This is a genomic window from Streptomyces sp. SM18, assembly GCF_002910775.2.
In the GTDB taxonomy this organism is placed as follows: Bacteria; Actinomycetota; Actinomycetes; order Streptomycetales; family Streptomycetaceae; genus Streptomyces; species Streptomyces halstedii.
The window spans coordinates 7,680,029-7,703,166 of record NZ_CP029342.1; the positions used below are offsets into that span (position 1 = coordinate 7,680,029).

General features: G+C 69.4%; 19 protein-coding genes and 8 pseudogenes. 10 read left to right on the plus strand and 17 right to left on the minus strand.

Annotated features, from left to right (window positions below; all coding sequences use genetic code 11):
- Window positions 1-80: 80 nt before the first annotated feature.
- The 3 genes from rbsD to B9S64_RS33995 all read left to right on the plus strand — a co-directional run bounded on the left by rbsD (window position 81) and on the right by B9S64_RS33995 (window position 2,269).
- Entirely contained in the window at window positions 81-536 is a 456-nt protein-coding gene (gene rbsD / locus B9S64_RS33985; RefSeq protein WP_103490898.1) for a D-ribose pyranase, read from the plus strand.
- A gap of 147 nt (window positions 537-683) precedes the next feature.
- The gene (deoC, locus tag B9S64_RS33990; RefSeq protein ID WP_103490899.1) at window positions 684-1,397 is read left to right on the plus strand and encodes a deoxyribose-phosphate aldolase; all 714 of its coding nucleotides are present in this window, start codon (window positions 684-686) and stop codon (window positions 1,395-1,397) included.
- Between the two features lie 113 nt (window positions 1,398-1,510).
- Window positions 1,511-2,269, plus strand: a complete 759-nt coding sequence (locus B9S64_RS33995) for a GntR family transcriptional regulator (RefSeq protein ID WP_103490900.1) — start codon at window positions 1,511-1,513, stop codon at window positions 2,267-2,269.
- A 203-nt stretch (window positions 2,270-2,472) separates the two neighbouring features.
- On the opposite strand, the gene B9S64_RS34000 is transcribed toward B9S64_RS33995, so the two are convergent.
- Both B9S64_RS34000 and B9S64_RS34005 read right to left on the minus strand, forming a co-directional pair.
- Window positions 2,473-3,132, minus strand: coding sequence for a hypothetical protein (locus B9S64_RS34000; protein ID WP_146060112.1), 660 nt, complete (start codon window positions 3,130-3,132; stop codon window positions 2,473-2,475).
- Window positions 3,133-3,250: 118 nt separating this feature from the next.
- Window positions 3,251-4,279, minus strand: coding sequence for a GNAT family N-acetyltransferase (locus tag B9S64_RS34005; protein ID WP_103490902.1), 1,029 nt, complete (start codon window positions 4,277-4,279; stop codon window positions 3,251-3,253).
- A gap of 431 nt (window positions 4,280-4,710) precedes the next feature.
- On the opposite strand from B9S64_RS34005, the gene B9S64_RS34010 reads away from it, so the two are divergent.
- Window positions 4,711-5,673: a D-alanyl-D-alanine carboxypeptidase family protein gene (locus tag B9S64_RS34010; RefSeq protein ID WP_103490903.1), complete on the plus strand. Its 963-nt coding sequence runs from the start codon at window positions 4,711-4,713 to the stop codon at window positions 5,671-5,673.
- A gap of 375 nt (window positions 5,674-6,048) precedes the next feature.
- Here B9S64_RS34010 and B9S64_RS34015 read toward each other — a convergent pair whose 3' ends face one another.
- The 5 genes and pseudogenes from B9S64_RS34015 to B9S64_RS34715 form a co-directional block, all read right to left on the minus strand.
- Window positions 6,049-7,362 carry an MFS transporter gene (locus B9S64_RS34015; RefSeq protein ID WP_181012262.1) on the minus strand — a complete coding sequence of 438 codons (1,314 nt, stop codon included), beginning with the start codon at window positions 7,360-7,362 and terminating at the stop codon, window positions 6,049-6,051.
- A 64-nt stretch (window positions 7,363-7,426) separates the two neighbouring features.
- Entirely contained in the window at window positions 7,427-8,254 is an 828-nt protein-coding gene (locus tag B9S64_RS34020) for a class I SAM-dependent methyltransferase (protein ID WP_103490905.1), read from the minus strand.
- 50 nt (window positions 8,255-8,304) lie between these two features.
- Window positions 8,305-9,426 (minus strand): glycosyltransferase, encoded by a 1,122-nt coding sequence (locus tag B9S64_RS35350; protein ID WP_103490906.1) that lies wholly within the window; start codon window positions 9,424-9,426, stop codon window positions 8,305-8,307.
- Window positions 9,427-10,036: 610 nt separating this feature from the next.
- Window positions 10,037-10,606: pseudogene (locus tag B9S64_RS35590) on the minus strand (radical SAM protein); the annotation flags it as partial.
- Between the two features lie 84 nt (window positions 10,607-10,690).
- Window positions 10,691-10,831: a hypothetical protein gene (locus B9S64_RS34715; RefSeq protein WP_164345433.1), complete on the minus strand. Its 141-nt coding sequence runs from the start codon at window positions 10,829-10,831 to the stop codon at window positions 10,691-10,693.
- A 423-nt stretch (window positions 10,832-11,254) separates the two neighbouring features.
- Between B9S64_RS34715 and B9S64_RS34035 the strand changes: the two genes are divergently transcribed.
- The 5 genes and pseudogenes from B9S64_RS34035 to B9S64_RS34055 all read left to right on the plus strand — a co-directional run bounded on the left by B9S64_RS34035 (window position 11,255) and on the right by B9S64_RS34055 (window position 14,717).
- The gene (locus B9S64_RS34035) at window positions 11,255-11,785 is read left to right on the plus strand and encodes a hypothetical protein (protein ID WP_258037825.1); all 531 of its coding nucleotides are present in this window, start codon (window positions 11,255-11,257) and stop codon (window positions 11,783-11,785) included.
- Window positions 11,786-11,941: 156 nt separating this feature from the next.
- Window positions 11,942-12,166 (plus strand): annotated as a pseudogene (locus tag B9S64_RS34040) (ATP-binding protein); the annotation flags it as partial.
- 65 nt (window positions 12,167-12,231) lie between these two features.
- Window positions 12,232-12,873 carry a histidine phosphatase family protein gene (locus tag B9S64_RS34045; protein WP_103490908.1) on the plus strand — a complete coding sequence of 214 codons (642 nt, stop codon included), beginning with the start codon at window positions 12,232-12,234 and terminating at the stop codon, window positions 12,871-12,873.
- 207 nt (window positions 12,874-13,080) lie between these two features.
- Window positions 13,081-13,965 (plus strand): annotated as a pseudogene (locus tag B9S64_RS34050) (sensor histidine kinase); the annotation flags it as partial.
- Between the two features lie 98 nt (window positions 13,966-14,063).
- Complete coding sequence (locus tag B9S64_RS34055; RefSeq protein ID WP_103490909.1) at window positions 14,064-14,717, plus strand: response regulator transcription factor; 654 nt, start codon at window positions 14,064-14,066, stop codon at window positions 14,715-14,717.
- Between the two features lie 341 nt (window positions 14,718-15,058).
- On the opposite strand, the gene B9S64_RS34060 is transcribed toward B9S64_RS34055, so the two are convergent.
- The 8 genes and pseudogenes from B9S64_RS34060 to B9S64_RS34085 all read right to left on the minus strand — a co-directional run bounded on the left by B9S64_RS34060 (window position 15,059) and on the right by B9S64_RS34085 (window position 20,605).
- Window positions 15,059-15,577: a hypothetical protein gene (locus tag B9S64_RS34060; protein ID WP_258037826.1), complete on the minus strand. Its 519-nt coding sequence runs from the start codon at window positions 15,575-15,577 to the stop codon at window positions 15,059-15,061.
- 127 nt (window positions 15,578-15,704) lie between these two features.
- Window positions 15,705-16,559: a class I SAM-dependent methyltransferase gene (locus B9S64_RS34065; RefSeq protein WP_103490919.1), complete on the minus strand. Its 855-nt coding sequence runs from the start codon at window positions 16,557-16,559 to the stop codon at window positions 15,705-15,707.
- Between the two features lie 3 nt (window positions 16,560-16,562).
- A pseudogene (locus B9S64_RS34070) lies at window positions 16,563-16,778 on the minus strand (hypothetical protein); the annotation flags it as partial.
- 101 nt (window positions 16,779-16,879) lie between these two features.
- Window positions 16,880-17,719: an ABC transporter permease gene (locus tag B9S64_RS34075; protein WP_103490911.1), complete on the minus strand. Its 840-nt coding sequence runs from the start codon at window positions 17,717-17,719 to the stop codon at window positions 16,880-16,882.
- Entirely contained in the window at window positions 17,716-18,228 is a 513-nt protein-coding gene (locus B9S64_RS35595) for a DUF4162 domain-containing protein (protein ID WP_375153046.1), read from the minus strand. Before B9S64_RS35595 ends, B9S64_RS34075 begins: the two co-directional genes overlap by 4 nt.
- Window positions 18,214-18,698: pseudogene (locus tag B9S64_RS35600) on the minus strand (ATP-binding cassette domain-containing protein); the annotation flags it as partial. The pseudogene B9S64_RS35600 and the gene B9S64_RS35595, both read right to left, overlap by 15 nt.
- Before the next feature lie 472 nt (window positions 18,699-19,170).
- Window positions 19,171-19,332, minus strand: a complete 162-nt coding sequence (locus B9S64_RS34720; protein WP_181012263.1) for a hypothetical protein — start codon at window positions 19,330-19,332, stop codon at window positions 19,171-19,173.
- A 736-nt stretch (window positions 19,333-20,068) separates the two neighbouring features.
- Window positions 20,069-20,605, minus strand: a complete 537-nt coding sequence (locus B9S64_RS34085; protein ID WP_219963723.1) for a MarR family winged helix-turn-helix transcriptional regulator — start codon at window positions 20,603-20,605, stop codon at window positions 20,069-20,071.
- Window positions 20,606-21,046: 441 nt separating this feature from the next.
- Here B9S64_RS34085 and B9S64_RS34090 point away from each other — a divergent pair.
- Window positions 21,047-21,842 (plus strand): annotated as a pseudogene (locus tag B9S64_RS34090) (SDR family NAD(P)-dependent oxidoreductase).
- 159 nt (window positions 21,843-22,001) lie between these two features.
- On the opposite strand, the pseudogene B9S64_RS35605 reads toward B9S64_RS34090, so the two are convergent.
- Window positions 22,002-22,160: pseudogene (locus tag B9S64_RS35605) on the minus strand (disulfide bond formation protein DsbA); the annotation flags it as partial.
- 334 nt (window positions 22,161-22,494) lie between these two features.
- Window positions 22,495-22,596: pseudogene (locus tag B9S64_RS35360) on the minus strand (disulfide bond formation protein DsbA); the annotation flags it as partial.
- Between the last annotated feature and the right edge of the window lie 542 nt (window positions 22,597-23,138).

The window sequence follows — 23,138 nt, forward strand, 5'->3', positions numbered from 1 at the left end:
AAGCACCCCACCCAGACCAACCGGCCGCCGAGGCCGGACGACCACCGGGCCACGACCGCCCCCGCTGAAAGGCATCCGACATGAAACGCTCCGGCATCCTCAACGCCGAACTGAGCGGAGCCCTGGCCACACTCGGCCACACCGACCTGCTGCTCGTCGTGGACGCGGGCTTCCCCGTACCGCGCGACGCGCACCGTATCGACCTCGCGCTCGCCGAGAACCTGCCCGACCTGCGGACGGTACTCGGCCTGATCGCCGACGAACTCGTCGTCGAGGGCGTGGTCCGGGCCGAGGACGTCCCCACCCACAACCCCCGGCTCGACACATGGCTGCGCGAACGCTTCACCGACGCCGAGTTCACCACCCGCCCGCACGCGGAGGTGCTCCAGGACCTGGCCCGGCAGGCCAAGGTCGTCGTACGCACCGGGGCCTTCGAGCCCTGGGGCAACATCGGCCTCTACTGCGGCGTCGACGCACCCCGGTGGTTCGGCGGAGAGGACGTCGTCGTACCGGAGCAGTACGCCTCCAAGCTCTGAGCCGCACCGGCCCGTGCGCCGGGGCGACGCCGGCCCGTGCGCACGGAGCCGTACCGGACCCCGACGCTACGAGCCGGCCCCCCATGGAACACATCCGGCGGCCGGGCCGCCGGACCCTTCCACTTCTCGACCCCAGGAGATCACCCCATGTCAGAAACCATCGCCGCCACCACCGAACTCAGCCTCACCCCGGCCGAGCTGGCGCCCTACATCCAGCACACCAAGATCGACCCGGACGCGACCCGCGGCGAGATGATCGCCCACGCACAGGAGGCCGTCACCCACGGCTTCAACGCGGCGATGGTGCCCGCCTCCTGGCTGCCCGTCGTGGTCGCCGAACTGAGCGGCACCGGCGTGGAGGTCGCCTCCGCCCTGGACTTCCCGACCGTTGGCGTCATGACCAGCGCCGGAAAGGCCGCCGAGGCCGCCGAGATCGCCCGGCTCGGTGCGACCCAGCTCGACATCGGCGTCCAGGTCGGCTGGCTCAAGAGCGGACGCTACGACGACTTCCGCGAGGACATCGCGGGCGTGGTCCGCGCCTCCGGTCTGCCGGTTAAGGTCATGCTGGAACTGCCGCTGCTCACCGACGCAGAGAAGGAGGCCGCCGTCGAACTCGCCATGGAGGCCGGCGTCGCCTTCCTGAAGAACGCCAGCAGCGGACAGATCGAGACGGCGAATCCGGCCAGCGTTCGTTACCTTGTTGACCGGGCGCGGGACGGGGTCCGGGTGAAGGCATCCGGTTCGATCAAGACCTACCGGCAGGGTCTTGAGCTCCTGCGCGCGGGCGCCTCCCTGCTGGGGACCAGCGCCGGCCTGGCGATCATCACCGACACCGGTGACGAGGAGACCGTCAGCTACTGACCAGCCAGTCACCACCGCCGTACCCCGGCCGCTCACTGCGGCCGGGGTACGGCTCCCACGTCCGGAGCGACACCCGTCCTCCGGTGAAACCGGGCAAAGGAGATGCGACCACTGTGACGGCCGACAAAGGGGTACTCCCGGGCATCAAGCGGGATGTCCCCACGGCGATCCACGTGCAGGTCTCGGAACACATCCGACTGCGTATCGCCGGCGGCGAGTGGCCGCCGCACTACCGCCTCAAGAGCGAGCCGGAACTGGCTCAGGAGTTCGGAGTCAGCCGCGGAACCCTGCGGCGCGCCCTGACCACGCTCATCGAGGAGGGCCTGCTACGACAGGTACGGGGGCGCGGCACCTTCGTCACCTCGACGACGATCGAACCCGCCATCGCCCAGAAACTCAGCACCCTGTCCGAGGACTTCGCCAGCCAGGGTGTCGTCACCACCACCTCGGTGCGGGAATGCTCACTGATCGTCCCGCCGCAGCCCGTCGCGGCTCTGCTGGACGTCGCCCCCGGTACCCAGGTGCTGCGGCTGGTGCGGGTCCGCAGGACCGATCAGGGGCCGGTCGCGTTGCTCTTCAACTTCGTACGCACCGATCTCGCACCCGGGATCGAGGAGGTCGACTTCACGTCGGCCAGTCTTTTCGGCGTCCTGGAGGGCACCTACGGACTGAAGATCGCCACGGCCCGCCGCACCTTCAGCGCCGAGGCCGCCACCGCCGACGTCGCCACCGCCCTCGACCTGAACGAGGGCGGCCCCGTGCAGTACCTCCAGCAGGTCACCTACCTCGCCGACGACCGGCCGGTGGAGTACTCCGACGTATGGATCCACAGCGGCCGGCTCCGCGTCACCTCGCTGCTGCTGCGCAGGTGAGGGCCACGAGCCACCGGCGCGCGGGGGAGCGCTCAGCGGGCCGGTGTCCGGGCGACCGCGTGCGGTGGATGGGGGCCCGCCCATGACACGGGCACGGACATGACCGGTGCCGGCGGGCGGCGGACCGGGTGCCGTCGGCCGTCGTACCACCCGGGGGCCCGTCGCACGAGGCGGTGTGCCCCGTGTTCCGGCCGGCCGCCGAGTCACGTCACTCCGTGCAGGACGGCCAGCGGCAGATCACCGGCTTCGACCGCGCCCTGGTCGATCACGAGCCCCGTGTAGCTTCCGACGGCGGCGAACACCGCCCGCGGCAGTGCCTCGCTCTCCGCCTCGTAGCGCGCGACCGCCGTCTCGTCACGGGCGTCCGGCCGTGGGAGCACCGCGCCCGCGGCCCGGAGCGCCTCGTCCAGTGCCGACCCCGATCCGGTGGTTTCCCCGAACTCGGCGTGCCGGTCGTCGCTGTCCCCCGGCGCGTGAACGAGCAGGCTCGGCGGACAGTGCGAGTTCATCGTCAGGCAAAGGACTTCTTCGTCCGGGTAGGGGGCGACTCCCTCGACCTTCCTGAAGCTCGTGTACCAGGTCGCCATGCCCCAGTCCTCCAGCACGTACACCCACTCCCCGTGCACGCCGTACATCGCCCAGTTGGCGTGCGCCGACACCGTGCCCCCGTCGGCGCTCAGCGTCCGCCAGTCCTTGTACGGCAGCCCGTCCTCCCACTGCGCGAGGTCGGCGCAGAGGGCCATCAGGAACTCCTCGGCGCCGATACCCCGGGCCGCTGTCAGCGAGATGTGCCCCCGCATCCCGGGCACGCCCCCCGCGTGAGTACGGCTGTACGCACCTATCCAGGTGATCCCCTCAGACATGCCGGCCACACTATCGGCCGGCGCCCACCGGAGAACGACGGCCGCGTACCGGAGCCGGACTGACGCGACCTCGGCGGTTCACGTACGAGACGCTGGAGCACACCTCCGCGATCCCTCGTTACGCCCTTCGGTCCAAGGCGCGTTCGAGCTGGTACATGGTCTCCACAGGACGGAAGCCGAGACGCTGGTTGACGGCGCGCATGGCGTCGTTGTCCTCGGCCGTCCACGTGTGTACACGGCGGACGTGCGGGTAATGCTCGCTGAGCAGACGCAGGTTGGAGAGCTTCGCGCGCATTCCGAGGCCGCGTCCGCGCCGGGAGCGCAGTACGAAGGTGTTGTCCTGCAGCACCTCCCGGTTCCCCCCGCCCATCACGAACATCGTCGTGTACCCGACGGGACTGTCGGCCTGATCCCTGATCAGCGTGGTGACCAGGCCGTATCCCTGCTCGACCAGCCGCTCCTGGCCGTGTAGGACACGCTCTGCGTCGTAGACGACCGGCTCCCGGCTGAGTTCGCCTGTCGGCACGTCGGCGTCCATCAGTGTGTGCAGGTGCGCGAAGGGTTCGAGTACGTCGAGTGGCGGTAGGCCGGTCCATCCGACGACGTGGTACTCCGTGGCGCGCTTCGCGGCGGTCTCCTCAAGTGCCCTCAGCCTCATCTCCGGTACGGGCACGTCGAGTACCAGCCGGAGTTCGGTGTGCTTGGGCGAGAAGCCACAGGCGAGGGCGAAGCGGCCGCCGGGGGCGGCGGCGAGGGTGTGCGGGCCGATGCCGGCCGCGTCGACCTCGGTGGCCAGCACGGTTCTGCCTTCCTGGCGGGCCACGTCGCGAAGACGGTCGAACATCGCGCGCCCGACACCGCGACGACGGGCGTGCGGCGGGACGTCTATCCCGATTTCGGCGAGGTGTGTGTTGTCGTGGCGCGGCAACACGAGCAGCGCGGCGCCGACACACCGGGTGCCGCACCATGCGCCGTACGCGCGGCGATCGTAGTTCGGGTTGCCGTCGTTGCTCCGGAGCGAGGTCAGCAGAGCCTCGCGCTCGACCACCACGGGCGCCACGCGGTCGGCGGAGGGGGCTTCCCGCAACGCGCGGTACCAGGCGTCGGACTCGTCGTGGCGGCGCAGATCAAGACGGCGAATCTCCATCCGTGCAGGGTCGTGCACGCCCACCGAAGCCACAACACGTTTTCCCGGTGAGGGGCGCGTGCGTGGCCGTGCGAGTGACTGGAATGTCCGGGGGCCTGGTGCTTTTCGCGTTCGACATGGTGAAGACGGTGTGGAGTTTGTGGGGCGTGCCCCAGTTCTCTTGCGGGGCCGGGCTTCGGGGCCTTGAAGGTGGCTGGTCGGGTGGTATGGGGCGTGCCTGATTTCGTGGTGTGTCGGGGTTGTTGGGCGACGGCGTGTAGCTGGGGTCATGGGTTTCACAAAGGGTTTGCACGACATCTCCATGGCGGTGGTTCCTGTTACCCGGCTATGACATGTTGATCTTGACAGTGGTTATTCGTATGGACGTAGCGTTCAGTACGCATCGTTGTCCGTCATGAGCCGGCGCCCAGTGCCGGGAGAAGGGGAGCCCTATGGGTCTGCATGCCCGCCCCAGTCGTATTCATCGCACCGGAGCCCGTTTTGCGACGGTGGCGCTGGTCGGTGCAGTTCTGCCGATCACCGCCGGCGGCCTCGCCGAAGCGGCGACTTCCACTGTCACGCATGTCGCGGACAGTCAGGGCGAGGGTGCACCCGCGGTCGGCAACCAGAGCGCGCCTGACGTCGCCGCCGACAACGCCTTCCTGCTCGATGCCCGCGACGGCAGCCAGGAGCGGGCGATGTGGGCCGGGGCCAGGGCCGACGAGAGTGTCGCGATGGCCAGTACCACCAAGATCATGACAGCGCTCGTGGTGCTCCAGCATCCGGAGTGGCTGGACCAGCAGATCACGGTGAAGCAGGAGTACCGGGACTACGTCACCGAGAACGGCGCCAGTACCGCCGATCTCCAGACGGGGGACAAGCTGACGGCCCGCCAGTTGTTGCATGCCATGCTGATTCCTTCCGGCGGGGACGCCGCGATGGCCCTCGCCGACAGTTTCGGCAACGGGGACACGCAGGAAGCGCGGATCGCGGACTTCGAGAACCAGATGAACGCGCAGGCCCAGCAGTTGGGTCTGACCGGCACGCACTTCGACTCCTTCGACGGTATCTCGCACGGTGACAACCGCAGCACCGCCCGGGACCTCGCCAAGCTCGGCCAGCGTGCGATGCTGAAGCCGGTTTTCGCTGACATCGTGAAGCTGGAGCAGTTCGAGACGGAGGCTCCGGCGGCGAATGGCCGTACCCGGTACTACACCTGGAACACCACCAACGACCTGTTGAGTACCTACGACGGTGCTCTCGGCGTCAAGACGGGCAGCGGCGCGGAGGCCGGCTACTCGCTCGTCTTCGCCGCCGAGCGGGACAATCGCACCTTGGTCGGCGCGATCGTCGGCGCGGACCAGGAGGTCTTCGGCGATGCTGCCAAGATTCTCGACTGGGGCTTCACCCACTGACTGTTGACCGTGGCCGGCCCGGCCACGGCCGGTGTGCCAGAAGCCCCGGCTGTGTGCTGGCTGGCTAGCTGTCAGGTCGCCTTCGCCGGCGGGATCTCTGGCAGTGTCCGTGCCGCTGGCCCGTCCGTGGCCGGACCGGCGGCACGCGGGCAGAGGGGGAGCAGCCGGGGAATCCCGCGCCTGCGTACGGCAGTGTGAAACAGCAGGACACAGCCGATGATCGGCGACGTCGGGCTTCGGTCATGAGCAAGGCATGGACCTGCTGATGCGCCACGGGGTGGACATCAACGGTGTGATGAAGGACAAGACGGTCCTTGAGCGGCCGGCCGGTTTCGGTCGCCAGCACCATGAAGACCCAAGAGGCGTCGTGGCGGTTCAGATCGTCTCCGTTTCCGTTTTCGCCGATTTCGTTGTTCCTGTTTCCGTTGTTTCAGTTGTTTTGTTTTCAGTTGGTAGTGGTGGTGGTTCGCTTGTGTCGCCGGTGCTGAGGGTGTTGAACGCGGTCCGAAGGCGCGCGCTGGTCAGCAGCAGAAACAGCATGACTGCGAGTGGTGCGGCGAGTATCAGCGAGGCTGTTTGCGCCCCGGGGCCCGCGATCAGGAATCCGGTGGCTCCTGGGCCGACCCAGGCGATGCTCACGGCGAGCATGGTCGTGGCGGTGGAGATACGGCCTTGGAGATGGGCGGGGGAGTCCAGCATCACGGACAGTGAGACGAGGGCTCCGATCAGTGGCAGAGCGAAGACCAGGGCGAAGATCGCGGTGACTGTGAGGGCTTGATGGCCGGTCGCCGTGAGCGGGATGAGTACCAGCCAGGATCCGCAGACCGCACCGATCATGGTCGCCGGGCGCAGCCGCTTGAGCACCCACCCGGCGCTGATGCCGCCCGCGATGCCCCCGCACCCCGCGGCGGTCAGCACTACACCGGCCGCCACCGGCTCGCTGCCGAAGTCCGAGGACTGGACGGCGGCCAGGAGCTCGACCGCTCGGCCCAGCAGGTTGAGGTAGGCGACGAACCCTATGAGGGCGAGCAGTGAGCGGCGGCGGAACACCCACCGTATGCCGCGAGTCAGTTCGTCTCCCATGTGCCGTAGTCCGCGGCGGGGTGTGTCCGCGTCCGTGGGCGCGGGCGGATGAACGTACCGGATCTTGGAGAGCAGGCCGAAGGACGCCAGATACGAGGCCCCGTCGATGAGGAAGACGAGCGGGGCTCCGAAGCCGAGGAGGGCACCGCCCAGGGGTGGCCCTCCGGCTATGGCCACGTTGGTCCGGACGATGTTGGTGGTGACCGCCTCGCGGCGCCGTTCCCGTGGCACGATCTGGCGGATCACCCCTCCTTCGGCCGGGGAGAACATCGTCGACAGGACGGCGGTGAGGACTCCGGTGGCCATGGCCAGCGCGGTGCTGAACCGTCCGGTGGCCAGGGCGAGCGCGAGGGTCAGGGCGAGTGCGGCGCGTGCCGCGTCGCAGAACATCATCAGGCGTCTGCGGTCGACCGTGTCCGCCAGGAGCCCGCCGGGCAGTTTGGCGATCAGTTCCGCGACACCGATCGCCGTGGCCACCAGCCCCGCGTCGACCGGAGAGTGCGTCGTGATCAGGATCGCCATCGGGAGGGCGAGCGCGGCCATCTCGCCGGCTGTGCAGGACAGGACCTGGCTCGTCCACAGCAGCGTGAAGTTCCTGTTGATCAAGGGGACACACTCTCCCGTTCGGGACGTCGAGAGACCGGGGCGGCGGGGCGTGTTCCGGGCGCGGTCAGGCGGTCCGTGGTTTGACGGCGGCGTAGAGACCCTTGGTGTGGGCGGACTCGTCCACACCGTCGGACAGGCTGCCGGAGATGTGCAGCCCGTGACGGGCGGTGAGCCGCAGACCGGCCGCCTCCAGGAGCGTTGCGAACCGGTCCTGGCTGTGGTGTACCTGATGGTGCTCGACCGTGCTGCGCGTCCAGTGGTCCGTACCGGCTTCGGCCCGGAAGGCGTCCATCGTCAGTTGGTACCGGCCGCCGGAGGCCAGGTGCTTTCCGGTGAGTACGGCGAACAGTCCGTCGTCGCGGACGATGTGCGGCTCCCTCATCAGGTCGTAGCCCAGGGCGGTGTTGGCGTCGAAGACCAGGACACCGCCGGGTGCCATGGCTGCGGACAGGCGGGCGAACGCTTCCGCGAGGTGTGCCGGATCGACGAGGTAGTTGACGATGTCGCTCATGCACAGCACAACGTCGTACGGTCCCTCGCCAGGCGCCGGCCTGCGTATGTCGTGGACGTGAAAGTCGATCCCGCTGTCCGCATGCCGGGTACGGGCGATGCCGATCATCGAGGCACTGATGTCGAACCCGGTGACCCGGTATCCCCGGGCGGCGAAGAGAACGCTGCTGCGCCCGGTTCCGCAGCCGGCGTCGAGCAGCCGTGTGCCGGCCGGTCCGGCCTGCTTGATCAGGCCTTCCAGGAGGTCGGCGAAGACGTCGTAGTTGTCGTGCCGGGTGAGGGAGTCGTAGAACGGCGCGGTCGCGTCGTAGGCGACCGCGGCGTGATCAGCGGGGGCAGCCTGGTCGATGAGCGAGGGAGTGGGAGTGGGTGTGGTGGTCATGTGACTGTCCCTTCCGTACACGGGATGCGGAGATGCGGGGATGCGGGGGCTCAGCGGCAGGCTTCCTCCACGGCCTGCGCGGCTCGGGACTCGCTCTTGCCCTGCGCGAGGTCACCCGACATCCGGGCTGTACGGGCGAGTAGCGCGTCGTCACCGGCGACGAAGGACAACTGGTCGCCCCCGCGTGCGCGGTCGACCGGTACGGCCACACCCGCGCGTACACAGGCAGCCGCCAGCACACGCTGCTCACCGCCGTTCGGTGAGACCAGCAGGGGCCGTTGGTGCAGCAGCGCACCGAGCACCGGTGCGCTGGTGCCGCTGCTGACGACCAGACGGGCCCGTTCGAGCAGCGGTGACATCCATGGGTGGCGTACCACGGTGACATCGGCCGTGCCCAGGAGCCCGGCGGGCGCGGCGGTGCTGCGGCCCAGCTCGACGACCGCCTGGAACTCCCCGCCGGTGAAGGCCCGTTGGATCCAGGGCCACAGACTCTCACCACCGAAGACGCGGCCGAGATGGATGTAGACGACGGGTTTGCCGACCAGGTCCAGCCGGTTCCGTACGGAGAGGAGGTCCCGTTCACCGGCCGGCGGTTCCCACCAGCAGGGGCCCACGTACCGCACGGGTTCGGGGAGTTCCGCCCCCGGCGGCTCCAGTCCGGGGTGGCCCCGCAGCAGGAAGGACGTACCCAGCAGGGCGTCCTGCCCGGCCTTGTCCGCACCGGGCAGGTTCAGTTCCGCACGCAGCGCCCGGTAGACGTCCAGGGCACCGTCCAGGCGCCAGACCCGGTCCTGGGGATCGCCGTTGCCGTCGGCCCCGTGATGCGGCCACAGGTGGCAGGCCAGGCCGAGCACGACGACGGGCAGCCCCAGCACCTCGGCCGCCACGAGGGCCCCCGGACACAGCACCGATGTCACCAGGACGTCCGGCCGGGCCTGCCGGGCCGCCTGCCGTACGCTGTGGTACTGCCCGTACCCGGAGCGGAACCAGCGGCTCACGGCGAACGTCTCGTTCGACGGCAGGACGGTCAGGCCCGCTCGCCCGGCGGCACGGGCGGCCGGTCCGGACGCGATGACGGACACCGTGTGGCCGCGCCGGTGCGTCTCCAACGCGACGGCGGTGGCCGGATACAGATACCCGGGGTCGGAGAGCGGGCAGAACAGCGCCCTCACGACACACCCGCGGGGCGGCGGCCATTCTGCGCGGCCGCCCCCCGGCGACGGCCGCGCAGAAGCTCCATGAGTCCGACGGCGAGCCGCTCGGCGAACACGGCCGAGCCGTTCGCGGATTCCCGCGCGGCGAACTCCCGCAGCTGACCCAGACACTGTCCGGGTAGTCGGTGTATCCGGTCTGGACGGTGCCGACCTCGTACCCCGGTTTGCCGATGGTCTCCCAGCAGCTGTACAGCGTTCCGTCGGCGTTGACCACGGCACCGGTCGTACCGTCGCGCTCGGTACAGAAACCACAGGCCCCCGCACCGGGCCAGCCCACCTCGAACCCGTGGTCCAGGGCGGCGGCATAACCGCGCAGTACGGCGGAGACCTCGGCCCCGGTGTGGTCGATCCCGGCGTCGTACAGCCCCGCGTAGTTGAGGACGGGTGCCACGTCGAAGACGCAGCGGGACGCGTCGAGACGGCCTGCCAGGTGGGCGGCGAGCTCCTCGAGGCGGGGCAGGACGTCGGCTGTGGCGTTGACACGGAGGGTGAAGCGCAGGTCCGTCGTCTCCTGGGCGGCTGCCAGGTTCGCGACGATGCGCTCGAAGGTGCCGCGCCCGGCCCGTGAGGTACGTATGCCGTCGTGCAGGTCACGTGGGCCGTCCAGGGTGACCTGCACGGAGCGCAGACCGAGCGCGCACAGGCCCCGGGCCGTGGCCGGCGTCAGCAGCACGCCGTTGCTGACCATCGAGGCGGTGACCGGAGCGAGCCGGCCGAGCCGAGTGAGGAGTGCCCGGCAGGCTGCCGGGTTGAGCAGCGGTTCGCCGCCGAAGAGCAGCACGAACAACCGGTCCATACCGGCGCGGCGCATCCTGGGGCCGGTGAAGGCCGCGATCTTCTCGATCGTCCCGTCGTCGAGCACGGCACGCGGGATCCGCGGCGGATCGAACCGGCCGGGCTCGGCCGGCGCGGTGTTCTGGAAGCAGTAGGGGCAGCCGAGGTTGCAGTCGGTGGCGGTGACGACCGTCAGGCTGTACCTCTTGTGCGGCCGGTGCCCGGTGATGCCGGACCGGGTCACCTCCGCGCGGCCCTCGGCGGTGAGCTGCCCGTCCACCGCGTAGGAGAACGGCAGCAGCAGGGTGCCGCCCGCGCCCTGGCACCACACACCGGACTGTCCCTCAAGGATTCGCAACACCATGTCCACATCTCCACGAGCCGTCAGGGACGGGGCCGGCCCGCCGGACGAACCGCCGGGCCGGCCCGGTCAAGAAGGTCAGGACCCTCAGACCTGGATTTCCTTGTCGTAGACGCCGCAGATGATCTCGGACGCGTCGTGGAACTGCTCGGGCGCCTGGGCGGCGTCGTCCGCCGCGCTGTGCGCCTCGACCTCAGGGGACTCCTCGGGAGCGGTGTTCTCCGTCATCGTGATCTCCAATCATCGCCTCGGACCGCAGCGGCGCCCCGGGCCGGGGCACCCCTGCCGGGTCCGGCAGTGTGCGGCAGGCTGCTGCCCACCGCCGCAACGAAAGCTAGAAGCCCCGGCTTCGGCCGCGGTGCGGCGGCGGTATGGAACCGGTATGCCCCTCGCGAACGCGGCGCGTGGGGCGAGCGGTACGCCGGCCCTCCGCGCCTCGATGATCTGGATCGACGACCTCCTGCGACCACCCAACTGATCACTGATCACAACATCACACAGGGTCTAATGGGCTGGTGTGGCTGGTCCCCCTGGGTACTCGTGCTGGTCGTGAGTGGGAGTCCGCAGAGAAGATCGTCTGTCAGATCACGGCTGGGCCGCAGAGAAGGCGATGCAGCAGGGCCGACGGATGTGCGAGCCTTCTGTCCCCAGATGCCGACCGAAAAGACTCTGATGACCCGCGATGATGCCCTCAGACAGCTCAGTCGCATCGGGCGCGAGCAGGCATTCGGTAGGCACGTCGGCTCCGACCGACTCATCCAGGCAGGGCTTGACGCACTCATTGCCGAGGTCGAGAGTCCTTCCCTTGCCATGCTGGCCGGCCTCCTCCGCAGCGAGCAACCCGAAGCGCCAGCACTCTTCGAGCAGGTACTGGAGGAGCTGGGACTGCTCTTCCGTCCGCCCGCCGACCCTCGGGCCGCAAAGTGGGCAATGGCCTACTGGATCGCCGGTCAGATCGCCGACGGAACCCTGGCCCCCGCCACCGGAACCCACCTCATCTGGGCAGACGTCGCCTACGACCTCGGCTACCCCGAAGAGCTGCAATCTCTCGTCTCGTGCGCTCTCAACCTGGACGAATGGGAGGAGAGCTGGGGAGTGTCCGTCGAAGAGCTCAACCGGGAAGCGGTCGAGGCGGCGAAGCAGTTCCTGAGCAAGAAGCCGACAGCAGAAACTGGGAGTTGACGCCGGTTCCTGCAAGCTGCGGTTTTGCCGCCTCCTACGATTCTGTGCATGCTGGATCCCGAACTGCTGGAACGCATCACTGCGCGCCGTGCGGAACTGGACGAACTGGAAGAATAGCTGGCCAAGCAGCTGGATGCGGTGCGGGCTGAGCGGGACGAGCTCCTCTTCCAGGTCCTGACCGAGCGCGAGGAGAAGAACAGCGTCGCCATCGCCTCCAACGAGTCCTTCGGCGGCTGGACCAAGACCTTCACCGACCCCCGCCTCTGCGCGGCCATCGTCGACCGCCTCACCTTCAACGGCACCATCATCGAAACCGGCACCGACTCCTACCGCCTCGCAAGCACCCGAGCCCGAGCCGAAGAACCCGCTCGATGGTTCTGAACTGTCTCTTCCCTAGTTGCGGACTGCAATCAGGCAGGACGCTACGCACAGGAGGACACGCACTCATGCGCACTCTTTATGTCGTCACCCACCCCGAGGCGACGCACCACGTCGAGGGAGTCGTCGGCGGATGGCATGACTCCCAACTGACGCCCGCCGGAGTCCGTGCGGCGGTCTCCATCGCCCAGGCGCTGCGGGCCCAGATCCCGGACGGCGCCGAGGTGGAGCTGTTCTCCTCGGATCTGCTGCGCACCCTGCGGACGGCCGAGGAGGTAGCCGAACTGCTCGGCGTGAAGCCGATCCTGGATCGCAGGCTGCGGGAGAAGTCCTACGGTGAGGCGGGGGGAAAGCCGCAGGAGTGGCTGAACCGGCACTTCGTGCCCCCGCCGGCTGTCGGGGAGCGAATGGAACACGACGAAGGCGTGGAGGGTTCCGAGACCAAGGCTGCGTGGGCGCAGCGCATCTACGCGGCCACGGACGAGATCCTGCAGAACCCCTGCGAACACCAGATCATCGTGACGCACGGCGGCTCCCTGACATTCGTCGTGGCGTCCTGGATCAAGATGCCGATCGAGTCGGCCGGCTATGCCAGTTTTCGGGCCCTCTCCGGCAGCATTACCACGCTGCGCGAAGACGACTTCTTCCATAACCGCCAAGTGGTCAGCCTCGGTGACACCCGCCATCTCGACTCCGCCCAGGCTGGCTGACCTCAACCTGGCTCGCTTCGACGGCCCGCCGCCCTCACGGGCGGCGGGCCGTCCCATGCGCTGACGTCATTTCTCGTGAACATTCCCGAGCCCGTCGACCTACATCTGCTGCCCAAAGTGCCGTACAAACGCTGCTGCTAAAAGTGAACGGAGCCAACCGGCTTTCACGCCAGCCGTACCCACAAGCTCACCGTCGGCCAGAAGACCGCCAACCGCGACAGTCTGGTGGAGACCTGCCGGAGGGCGGGTACGGCGGTGGAGCTGCGGCGTTCGGGTGAGGTGCGCCCGCTCGCCCCGGCCGCGGACCACGCCGCGTACCGGGTGGTCCAGGAGGGGCTGACCAACGCCCACAAGCACGCGCCGGGTGCTTTGATCACCGTCGGTCTGCGGTACGAGGAGGACTCCGTGGTCGTCGAGGTCACCAACCGCCCGGGGGCGGAACCGGTGCCCGGCAGTGTGGCCAACGGCGGCCAGGGGCTGACCGGGCTGGAGGAGCGGGCCCGGCTCGTCGGCGGCATGGTGCACGCGGGCCGCACGGCCGACGGCGGATTCCGTCTGGCGGGCGTCCTGCCGTACACCTCGCCGGCCCGCGCCCATGCGACGTTCGTCGCTGTCCCGGACGACTTCCGGGCACAGAATTCCGCGGGCTCTTTCGGCGAGATTGACCCTGTCATCGACGGGAACGGTCTTCCGAAGGAGCTGGCCAGGGCAATGAGCAGGAACAAGAGGGGCAGCGGGATAGCCATCGGCTGCGGAGTGGCGGCCCTGATCGCCGTACTGCTGGTGGTTGCGCTGATCGTCGGCGGTGTCTTCCTCTTCCGCGAGGCCGACGAGGCCATGATCGAACCGAAGCAGTACGACGCGGTGACGGTCGGCCAGTCCGAGGCGGAGGTCCGGCGGCAACTTCCCGCCGGGGAGTCCTTCTTGACCAGCGGCGTGGAGAAGGGCGCCCCACCCGTACCGGAGGGGGCCCGGTGCCTCACCCTGCTCTCCACGGAGTTCGGAAGCAGCTGGGACACGGAACCGGTGTTCCGGTTCTGCTTCAAGGACGGCGACCTGGTGGAGAAGAAGTCCTTCGAGGTCAAGAGCTGAGGACGGACGGTGCCCGGCGTCGAGGCGGCCGGCCCGATCGGGGATGATGGTCCGGTGCTCAGAGGTGGAACGCGCTGCGTGGTCTGTTCAGGAGAGTCGTGATCAGGGTTCTGGTGACGGATGACGAGCCGCTGATCCGGGCGGGTATCCGGATGATTCTCTCCTCGGCCAAGGACATCGAGGTGGTCGCCGAGGCGGGGAACGGCCGTGAGGCCGTCGAGCTCGTCCGGACCCGGCACATCGACGTCGCGCTGCTCGACATCCAGATGCCGGTCATGGACGGACTGACCGCCCTGGCCGAGCTCGGGCGGGTGGCGCCCCGCGTACAGGTGCTGATCCTGACCACGTTCGGTGAACGGCAGAACGTGCTGCGTGCCCTGAGCGGTGGCAGTGCGGGCTTCGTCCTGAAGGACTCGGCACCCGCGGAACTTCTGCGCGCGGTACGGGCGGCAGCGGCCGGTGAGGCATACCTGTCACCCGGCGCCACCCGGCACGTCGTGGACTCCCTGGCGTCCGGCGGCATGGCCCAGCGCGGGGAGCGGGCCCGCCGCCGACTGGAGAAGCTGACGGACCGGGAGCGCGAAGTGCTGGCCCTGCTGGGTGAGGGTCTGTCGAACGCGGACGCCGGCCGGCGTATCCACATGAGCGAGGCCACGGTCAAGACGTACGTGAGCCGGATCCTCGCCAAGCTGGAATGCGAGAACAGGGTGCAGGCCGCGTTGTTGGCGCGGGACGCGGGGCTGGGGGCCTGACCGCCGGAGTCGCGTCGCACGGGGCGGGGGCGGTGCCGCACGGGCGGTGACCGGGGCGACGTACGCTCCGTGGCGGCCGTGAATGGTGTGGGCACCGTGGATCGGCGGCCGTGGACCCGGCAGCCGGTCTGGTGGCGCCGGCCTCCTTGGCCCGCAGACGGCGGAAGGCGTTGAGTGCCGGGTCCGGGGCGATCGGGGCGAGCGGCACGGTGGGGTCGTGGACCACGGAGGGCTTCTCGTCGACGGGCCGCCGCCATCCCGAGCCGGTGGGCCGTCGGCAGGAGCGGGCGTGCTCGCTGTGTGGCCGGGAGCCGTCAGGCCGGACGGCGGGACGGGTTCCGTCAGGTCGTGCGCTCGCCTGACGGCTGCTTGCTCAGGAGGTGTTCAGCTGCCTCATACGCTTCTTTCTTCAGTGTCTCGATGGAGACACCCCAGTTCTCGTCCCAGTCCTCCAGATTGCTTGCGCATCCGACGAGTGGCAGCAGGTCGTCGGGATAGCCGAGGTCATAGGCGACATCGGCCCAGATCAGATGGGAGCCGGCGGCGGGATCGAGCGATCCGTTCACGATCCGGCGGGCGATCCAGTAGGCCATCGCCCACTTCGCGGCCCGCGGGTCAGCCGGCGGCTGGAGCCCGAGTTCCTCCAGCACCTGGTTGAAGAGGTCCGGGGCTTTTGGTTCTTCGCTGCGCAAGAGGCCGGCCAGCAGGGCGAGCGAAGGGCTCTCGACCCCGGCCATCAGCGCGTCCAACCCTGCCTGGATGAGACGGTCGGATCCGACGTGCCGGCCGAACGCCCTCTCGAAGGCTATGTGGCTGATCTGGTGGAGAGCGGCGTCGCGATTCATCTCGGTCTTCTCCATCGGTGGGGCGAACAGGTGGAGTCGCGCTGCGTTGCGTTGCTGCCCTGTCTTGTGCCGGGGTGCGCGAGCCCTTGGTTTTTGGTCTTGCCAGGAGGTGCGTGTCAGTGTGCGGTGACGGGGGTGTCTGTCAGTGTGCGGTGACTGAATACGCGGTGAGCGCGCGGTTGCCGCGTGGCTTGGCGGTGGCCCGGAGTACGTCGATCTGGCTCAGGACGAGTTGGCGTACGGGCTCGGGCAGTGTGGTCAGATGCTCCTCTGTTCCGGCCAGGTCGAGGCAGGCGGCGATTTCCCAGTCACCGTCCTGGAGTTCTTCGGTGTCGACCGACCTGCTGCCGTCGGGTGTCCAGCCGGCCTCAGGCAGGAGCCGTAGCAGCCTCTCACGGGAGAGGGGTGTGCGGACGTTGCCCTGGCCATGCGCTCCTGCGGCCTCGATCTGGCCCTGGATCAGCACGGCGAGGAGGTGCGCCAGTTGGTCACCGGACGCGGGTGTCAAGTCCCACTCGGTGAACCATAGTTGCCGCGCCCATGGCCGTGTCCGGGTCAGTGTGTCTCGTAGTTGTTCATGCGATGCGAAGTACCAGGAACAGTGTGCGAGCACCAGGTGGTCAAAGGTGTTTTCGGGGAAGTCCGTTGAGGGGTCGAGGACGTCGGTGCCGAAGCGGAAGTCGATGCGCGGCCCGAGGGGGCCCGCGGTGAGCCGGGCTGCTGACTCTCCGAGCGTTACCGGCGCCCCGTAGGAGGGCTCGGCCACGTCGACGGCCACCACGCGCCCTTCGGGACCGGCCGCCTCTGCCAGGACGGCGGTCATGTCGCCCTGGCCGCAGCCCAGTTCGAGGATGGTTGAACCTGGCGCGATGTGCCAGCTCGCCACGAGCGCGGTGCGGTGGCGAGTCTGGGACAGCTGGCTGTCCGGGCTGTGATCGGCGGCGGCCATGCCGGCCGCGAGCGAGGGGGCCTTGGTACGAAGATCGGAGAGATTCACGAAGTCCTTGGTGAGAGTCGACGGGTCGGCGGCGATCGTGGCGAACGCCAGTGAGCTCTCGCCCGGGCCGGAGACCCCGGTGAACACGGTCAGCCGGCGCTTGGGCAGGGCGATGCTGACGTCCTTGAGATTATGCTGGCGCGCACCGTGCACACGGATCAGGTCGTGGCTGTCGGCTGCGTGGGACACGGCGGAGGACGTGGCGGAGGGGTGGGGCATGCTCCTGTTTCTCCAAGGCTGTGGTGCGGCCGGAGTGGTGGTACGGCGGTGGCGCGGCCGGAGCGGTCCCCGGCCCCGACGGGGGACCGGGGCCGGGCATGTCAGCGGCTGAGGTCGCGGAACCTCTTGACCGCGAGCGGGAAGAAGATCGCGACCAGGAGTACCGGCCAGGCCAGTGCGAGGAGTTCCGCGTGGGCCGCGGCCCAGGAGTCGCCGGCCGTGCCCGGGTTGCCGAACAGGCCCCGTACCGCGGTGGCCGTCGCCGACATCGGGTTCCACTCGACGACCGTGCCGAGCCAGGCGGGCATCGAACCGGGCGTGGCGATGGCGTTGGAGAGGAAGGCGACCGGCCAGACCAGGATCTGCACGGCCTGCACCAGCTCCGGCTTGCCCGCGACCATCGCGAGATGGATACCGATCCACAGCATCGCGAACCGCAGCAGGAGCAGCAGGCCCACCGCTCCCATGAAGGAGACGAATCCGTTGTTCCAGCGCCAGCCGATCGCAGTTCCGACGCCGGTCATCACCGCCAGAGCGACCACTGACTGCAGCATGTCGGCGATGCTCCGGCCGACCAGGATCGAGCCGGAGTTCATCGGCATCGAGCGGAACCGGTCGATGACCCCCTTGCCGAGGTCCTGGGTGACCGAGAGCATGGTCGCCTCAAGACCGAAGGCCATGGTCATGGTGAGCATACCGGGCACCAGGTAGGACGTGAAGTCCCCCTCGATGCCCTTGCCGCCGCCGATCAGGAAGCCGAACATCAGCAGCATCATCACCGGGAAGACCAGCCCGACGATCACCTGCACGGGCTGGCGCGCCCAGTGCGCCAGTTCGCGCCGGGTCATCGTCCAGGAGTCGGCGAGCGCCCAGCTCAGCTTCGAACCCGTCCCGTGCGTCGTGTCCACCCGGGCCGTGGTCACACCATGGGCCGTGGTCATGCGGCCTCCTCCTTCGTCAAGTGCATGAAGACCTCGTCGAGGGTCGGCCGGCGCACGGCGATGTCCTCCGCCTCGATGCCGGCCTCCCGCAGCGCCCGTACGGTCTCGGTCAGGGCCGCCATCCTGTTGCTGATCGAGGCACTGACCATCCGCCGGTCCTCGTCCTTGTCCACGTCACCGGGCAGCAGGGCGGCGGCGCGCTCCAGCTGTGCCACGTCGTGGAGGATGACGTCGATGCGGTCGCCGCCGGTCTTGGTCTTCAGCTCGTCGGCCGTGCCCTCGGCGATGACCCGCCCGTGGTTGATCACCGCGATCTGGTCGGCCAGCTGGTCGGCCTCCTCCAGGTACTGCGTGGTCAGCAGTACGGTCGTACCGCCGCCCACCAGGGAGCGCACAGCGTTCCACACCTCGGTGCGGCCGCGGGGGTCGAGCCCGGTGGTGGGCTCGTCCAGGAAGAGCACCTGCGGCCGGGAGATCAGGGACGCCGCCAGGTCCAGGCGCCGCCGCATGCCGCCGCTGTACTGCTTGATGGCTTTGTTGCCGGTGTCGGCGAGGCCGAACTGTTCCAGCAACTCGGCCGCCCGTGCCCCGGCACGCCGGCCGCCGAGGTGGTGGAGGCGGCCGAACATCTCCAGGTTCTGGCGGCCGCTGAGCTCCTCGTCGACGGCGGCTTCTGGCCCAGCAGCCCGATCTGAGAGCGCACCTCGTCGGCTCGTGTACGCACGTCGATGCCCGCCACCTCGACGCGTCCCTCGTCGGCGCGCAGCAGCGTGGACATGATGCGTACGGCCGTGGTCTTGCCGGCGCCGTTGGGGCCGAGGATCCCCTGGACGGTTGCGGCCCGCACCGTGAGGTCGAGCCCGTCGAGAGCCTGCTTGTCCTTGTACCTCTTGTGCAGACCTTCGACGACGATCGCCAGATCGCGGTCAGACAAAGCACCCTCCTTCACCAGTGGACAAATTTGACTAGTTGGCGTCACGGTAGAGCGCCGCCGCCGTCAGGTCAAACTTGATTAGTCGCACTGAAGGTACCGTAGGCGTGCAGCTAGTCAAACTTGGATAGAGCTGATCTGGGCACAACTGCGGTACGACGAGAAGGGAATGCCCATGTCCGGTGGCGGTGGGCGAATCCCGGCGCGAGTACGGTGTCGCGGTGGTGTCCCACCACCTCGTCTGTACCCAACCGCACGGAGACCACGAGCCGGGTGCTCCTCGACAGCCTGCGGACACCGGGTACGCACGTCACCGACCTCACCGACCTCATCGACGTCACCGACTTCGTCGGGCGTATCGGGTACCCGAACTGGACTGCTTCCGCCTGCTCGTCGACACCCCCACCACCCGACCTCTGTCATGCCGCGCGGTGCCGGAGCGCGGGCGCACGCATCTTGGCACATACGTCCGCGTCGCCAGCGTGCTTCATCCGGTTCGCACACGATCGGTGATGCGCCCTCAGTTCATGCAGGAAGGGGGCCGGTTGGGAGGGCCAGGGCGCGCGTCACGGATCGCGGCCCGCAGCCGGGCCGCGCTCTTCGCGTACGAGGGCGCGTCGAGTACCTGTGCCGTCGGCTTGCGTAGTTCGGCCAGGCGCAGCAGTGGACCGGCGCCGGGCACGCGTAGTCCAGGCGCAGTCCGGCGCCGAACCGCTCGATCGGCTCCGCCTGCGGGTGGACGTTCCACAGGTTGCCTCGGGCCGACGTCCGAGGCAACGCCGTGCTGTGTGCCAGCACGTTCTGTGGTGTTGAAGCAGCCCTGGTACGCGCTCGCGGAACGGGGGCGGAGCAGCGTGCCCAGTGGCACGAGGTCCACCGCCCGCACGCTCCCGGGGCCCGCCCGGTCTTGGCCGCCAACCCGGCGTCGAGGGCCACCGCCTCGGCGTCCGGCTCGCGGAGCGACTCCAGGAGGGCCGGTACGGAGGCCTGCCCGCCGCCCGTCACCTCGCGGAAGGGGACAGCCCGAGGCGACGGCCCCGGCGCCTGGTCGGCGGCTCGCGCAGCCACTCAGACACCACGGACCGCCGGTCGTGGAGGCGTGACGGGCGGGTGGCCACGGCAGGCCGGTGGGCAAGCGCAGCAAGGCACGGGTGGAGCGGTGGTCCATCGGCCGGTCACCAAGACCTCCGTGAACCCGCTGCCGTACCGGGTCGCTGTCCGGCCGAGCCCTTCGGCGAGCGGGCCCTCCCGCTGCTGTGGGGCCACACGGCGGGTGGAGCCGAGTGCCGTTCCCGCGTCGCGCCTACCGGGTCGAGTCGTGGAGGAGGCGCGCGCGTGGCCAGCCCGGAGGCAGGCGCGGCGACCGCCCTGCGCATCATCAGCGTGTCCCAGACCACCAGTCGGGCGCCGCCACTGGCTCAGCGCCGCCAGGCCGTCCACAGTCTCCTCCGCCGAGAAGTCCTGGAAGGCGGCCGAGGCCACCCACCGGGAGGCTGCCGCCCACCGCACGCCGGTACGTCCCGTACGCCGGTACGTGCTGGGCCTGTCGTCAGCGGGCGGGTAGCCAGGCCTCGTCGTCGTGGCATGGCCAGGACGCGCTGCAGGAGACTGCGCAGGGTCTCGGCTTCGTCCGGGGCGAGAGCGCCGAGCAGTTCCGTCTCCACCCGCTCCAGCGGCCCGTCGATCCGGGTCAGCAGATAGTGCGCGGTATCGGTGATCTCCAGCCGACGTGAACGCTCGTCGGCCCCGGGGCGGCGGCGCACATGGCCGGCCCGGACGAGTTCGCTGACCAGTTGGTGTACCGACTGCCGGGCGATGCCCAGCTGACGGGCCAGCTCCGCCATGGTCAGCTCGGGTTCGAGCGAGAGCTGGGCGAGCAACCCGTACTGGCGCACCGTCAGACCGTATGCCGCCAGCCTCTCGTCCACCCGGCGCGTCGCGACGGTGCTCGCCACGGCTAAGAGATAAGGGACGTGTGTCCTCAAGGCGGTGCCCTCCCAACAATCGCAGCCCGTGATCTTCTCGCCCCGACCGTATGACACGTGCCGTATGGCGTGCGCCCGGCCCGGTCCGGTGGGCGATGGGCGTCCACCATCCGTTCCAGGACCAGGACGGTCCCGGCGAGCATCGACGTACCGAGTTATCTCGGTGCGCCCCCGGGGCCGCGGCACGTGCGGACGACGAGTCGTCCAGGCCCCGCGCCAGCCTGGAGACCGCCGGGACGCACCTACAGGAAGAAGAATCCCGGAACGAGACGTACACGTGCTCGTTCACACTGGTGGCCACCGGCGATGACGACGTCGAACAGACGGTGCTCCCGGGGCCGGTCCGGTCAGTACCCGGGGTTGCTCTGATCCCCGACCGGTGCCGTGAGCCAGGGCTCGGTCAGCGCCGGCTTGTCGGAGAGGTCCAAACCCAGGACGGTTGCCCCCGGGGAGTCGCGCTTCGGCCTCACCGTGGCCCGCTCGCTCGGCAGGGACGGCCTGCGGATCTTCCTCCGCGCGCGGCACACCGTCGCCGTGACCGCCGAACTCCAGCGCGAAGAGAGTCCCGACGCCGGCGGGCGGAGTCGCGACGTCCGCTCCACCGAGCAGGTGGACGCCGCCGCCGTCCGGTACGGCCCGGTCGACGTCCTCGTCAACAACACCGGACGCCAACAGGGGAGGGAGGCCCCACCGCCCACCGACGGACACGACGGACTGACGGACAAGCTCCGGCTCGACGCCGTCGACACCAACCTCCACAGCGTGTTCCGGGTGACCCGGGCCGCACCGGCCACCCAGGGGCAAGGCATGCCGGAGAACGCCCGGGAACGCATCACCGACATCCCCTCCACGGGCCGGAAGCACGGCATCGTACTCACCACCCCGCACCCTCTATCCGGCCTCCAAGCACGGCGTCGTCGGCTTCACCAAGGCCCCCGGACCGGAACGGGCCGACACCGGCAACACGGTCAACGCCCGCCGCCCCCGGATACGCCAAGACACATAACCACAGCAGACCCGCGCGAAATACGCGGCGGCGTAGGACACCACGACCGACACGGTCCCCGAACGGTTCCACACGAAGACCCCGCTCGGCCGCCGCACCACCCCAAGAGGTGGCCGGCCCGATCGGCTACCGGACCACCGACACGGCCCCGCCCAACACCGCCCAAGCCCTCACGTCTGCGGCTACCTCGGCTACCACTGACCCGGGAGCCGAGGGCTCCCGCACGTCCCCGTCCCAATGGCCCCAGCGACACCGGCCGCGGGGGAATGCCCCAGCCCCACACCAGCCCCGGTCACGCCAGGCCACATCCGATCCGGTCACGTCCGGGTCCGGATCCGCAGGCCTTCCCTTGAGTTCATGGAACCCAGGGATCCCGGCCACCAACACCGTCCCGTCCCACAGCCGCCCCGCCTCCTCCCCCTTCGGTACGCGGGAGACCACCGGCCCGGAGAACGCCGACAGAGGACGGTACGGCTGCGCCGGATCCCCGACCGCCACCACCGGCGTCCCGGCCCGGGCCCCAGGAGCCGTACAGCCTCCGCGTGCGAAGCCCGCAGCTCCTCGTCATAGACGGTGGACGTACCGGCCGCCGCCAGCTCCGGCGGCAGACCCGCGTGGCCAGTGCCAGGACCGGATCGTTGATCCACCTCCCGGCCCTCCCGCCACCCCCCCGGGGGAGCCGAGACCGGCCCACAAGGAAGCATGGAAGCGACCCAGGGCCTCGTGCCATGATGATGCCGGACGGCGGCACCGATCCGAACAGCACCATCAGATACCCCCCACGGTCGCCCTCGCAATCACCGTCCCCGTCCTCGTTGAGGAGGGCCAGGCTCATCAGGTGCCAGCGCGGCTCCAGCGGACGGACACGGGCAGCCTCCCGCAACCAGCGGGCGGTCAGCCAGCTGTACGGGCAGGCCGGTCGAACCAGACGTCCACGATGCGGAGTTCGGGACACGAGGTAACCCGGAGGGCTTCAGCAGTCACGGTGCGTGCTCCTTCGCGCACGGAGCCGTTACAGAGTCGTACGGCGGCGGTGGATGGCGGTGGCGGTGGTGGATGGCGACGGCAAGCGGGCGGATGCGGCGGCCGGCACGTCACACGGAGGCATCCGCGCATGCCCCCGGATACCCGCGACAACCCCCAGCACCGCGACAGCCGTCGCCGCGAGCCCCCGTACAGCACGCTCGTCTCGGCGAACCGGCCGTCGAACAGCGCTCGTTCGGCCTCGACCACATAGGTCGCGGGGTTGACCCGGCTCAGGACATGCAGCCACAGGTGGGGGCCGAGCCCCGGGTGATGGCAGCAGAACACCGGAAGCAGCAGCAGCGGGAAGAAGAGCATCTGCTGCACCCGTAGAACAGGGTCTGCGCCCACGGGAACGGAGCGCCAGGGCGAAGGAGGAGCGCGCCGATCCCCACCCCGAAGAACATCAGCACCAGGCCCGCCAGGGCGCCGAGCGGCCGGAGCCGGAAACTGCTCGGCAGCAGCAGAACCAGG

Coding starts and splice junctions, on each gene's coding strand:
- B9S64_RS34060 (WP_258037826.1), bottom strand. CDS start 15,577: ATGGAGAAGACCGAGATGAATCGCGACGCCGCTCTCCACCAGATCAGC.
- B9S64_RS34020 (WP_103490905.1), bottom strand. CDS start 8,254: ATGACCACCACACCCACTCCCACTCCCTCGCTCATCGACCAGGCTGCC.
- B9S64_RS34010 (WP_103490903.1), top strand. CDS start 4,711: ATGGGTCTGCATGCCCGCCCCAGTCGTATTCATCGCACCGGAGCCCGT.
- B9S64_RS34075 (WP_103490911.1), bottom strand. CDS start 17,719: ATGACCACGGCCCATGGTGTGACCACGGCCCGGGTGGACACGACGCAC.
- rbsD (WP_103490898.1), top strand. CDS start 81: ATGAAACGCTCCGGCATCCTCAACGCCGAACTGAGCGGAGCCCTGGCC.
- B9S64_RS34035 (WP_258037825.1), top strand. CDS start 11,255: ATGCCGACCGAAAAGACTCTGATGACCCGCGATGATGCCCTCAGACAG.
- B9S64_RS34715 (WP_164345433.1), bottom strand. CDS start 10,831: ATGACGGAGAACACCGCTCCCGAGGAGTCCCCTGAGGTCGAGGCGCAC.
- B9S64_RS34045 (WP_103490908.1), top strand. CDS start 12,232: ATGCGCACTCTTTATGTCGTCACCCACCCCGAGGCGACGCACCACGTC.
- B9S64_RS35595 (WP_375153046.1), bottom strand. CDS start 18,228: ATGCGGCGGCGCCTGGACCTGGCGGCGTCCCTGATCTCCCGGCCGCAG.
- deoC (WP_103490899.1), top strand. CDS start 684: ATGTCAGAAACCATCGCCGCCACCACCGAACTCAGCCTCACCCCGGCC.
- B9S64_RS34005 (WP_103490902.1), bottom strand. CDS start 4,279: ATGGAGATTCGCCGTCTTGATCTGCGCCGCCACGACGAGTCCGACGCC.
- B9S64_RS34000 (WP_146060112.1), bottom strand. CDS start 3,132: ATGTCTGAGGGGATCACCTGGATAGGTGCGTACAGCCGTACTCACGCG.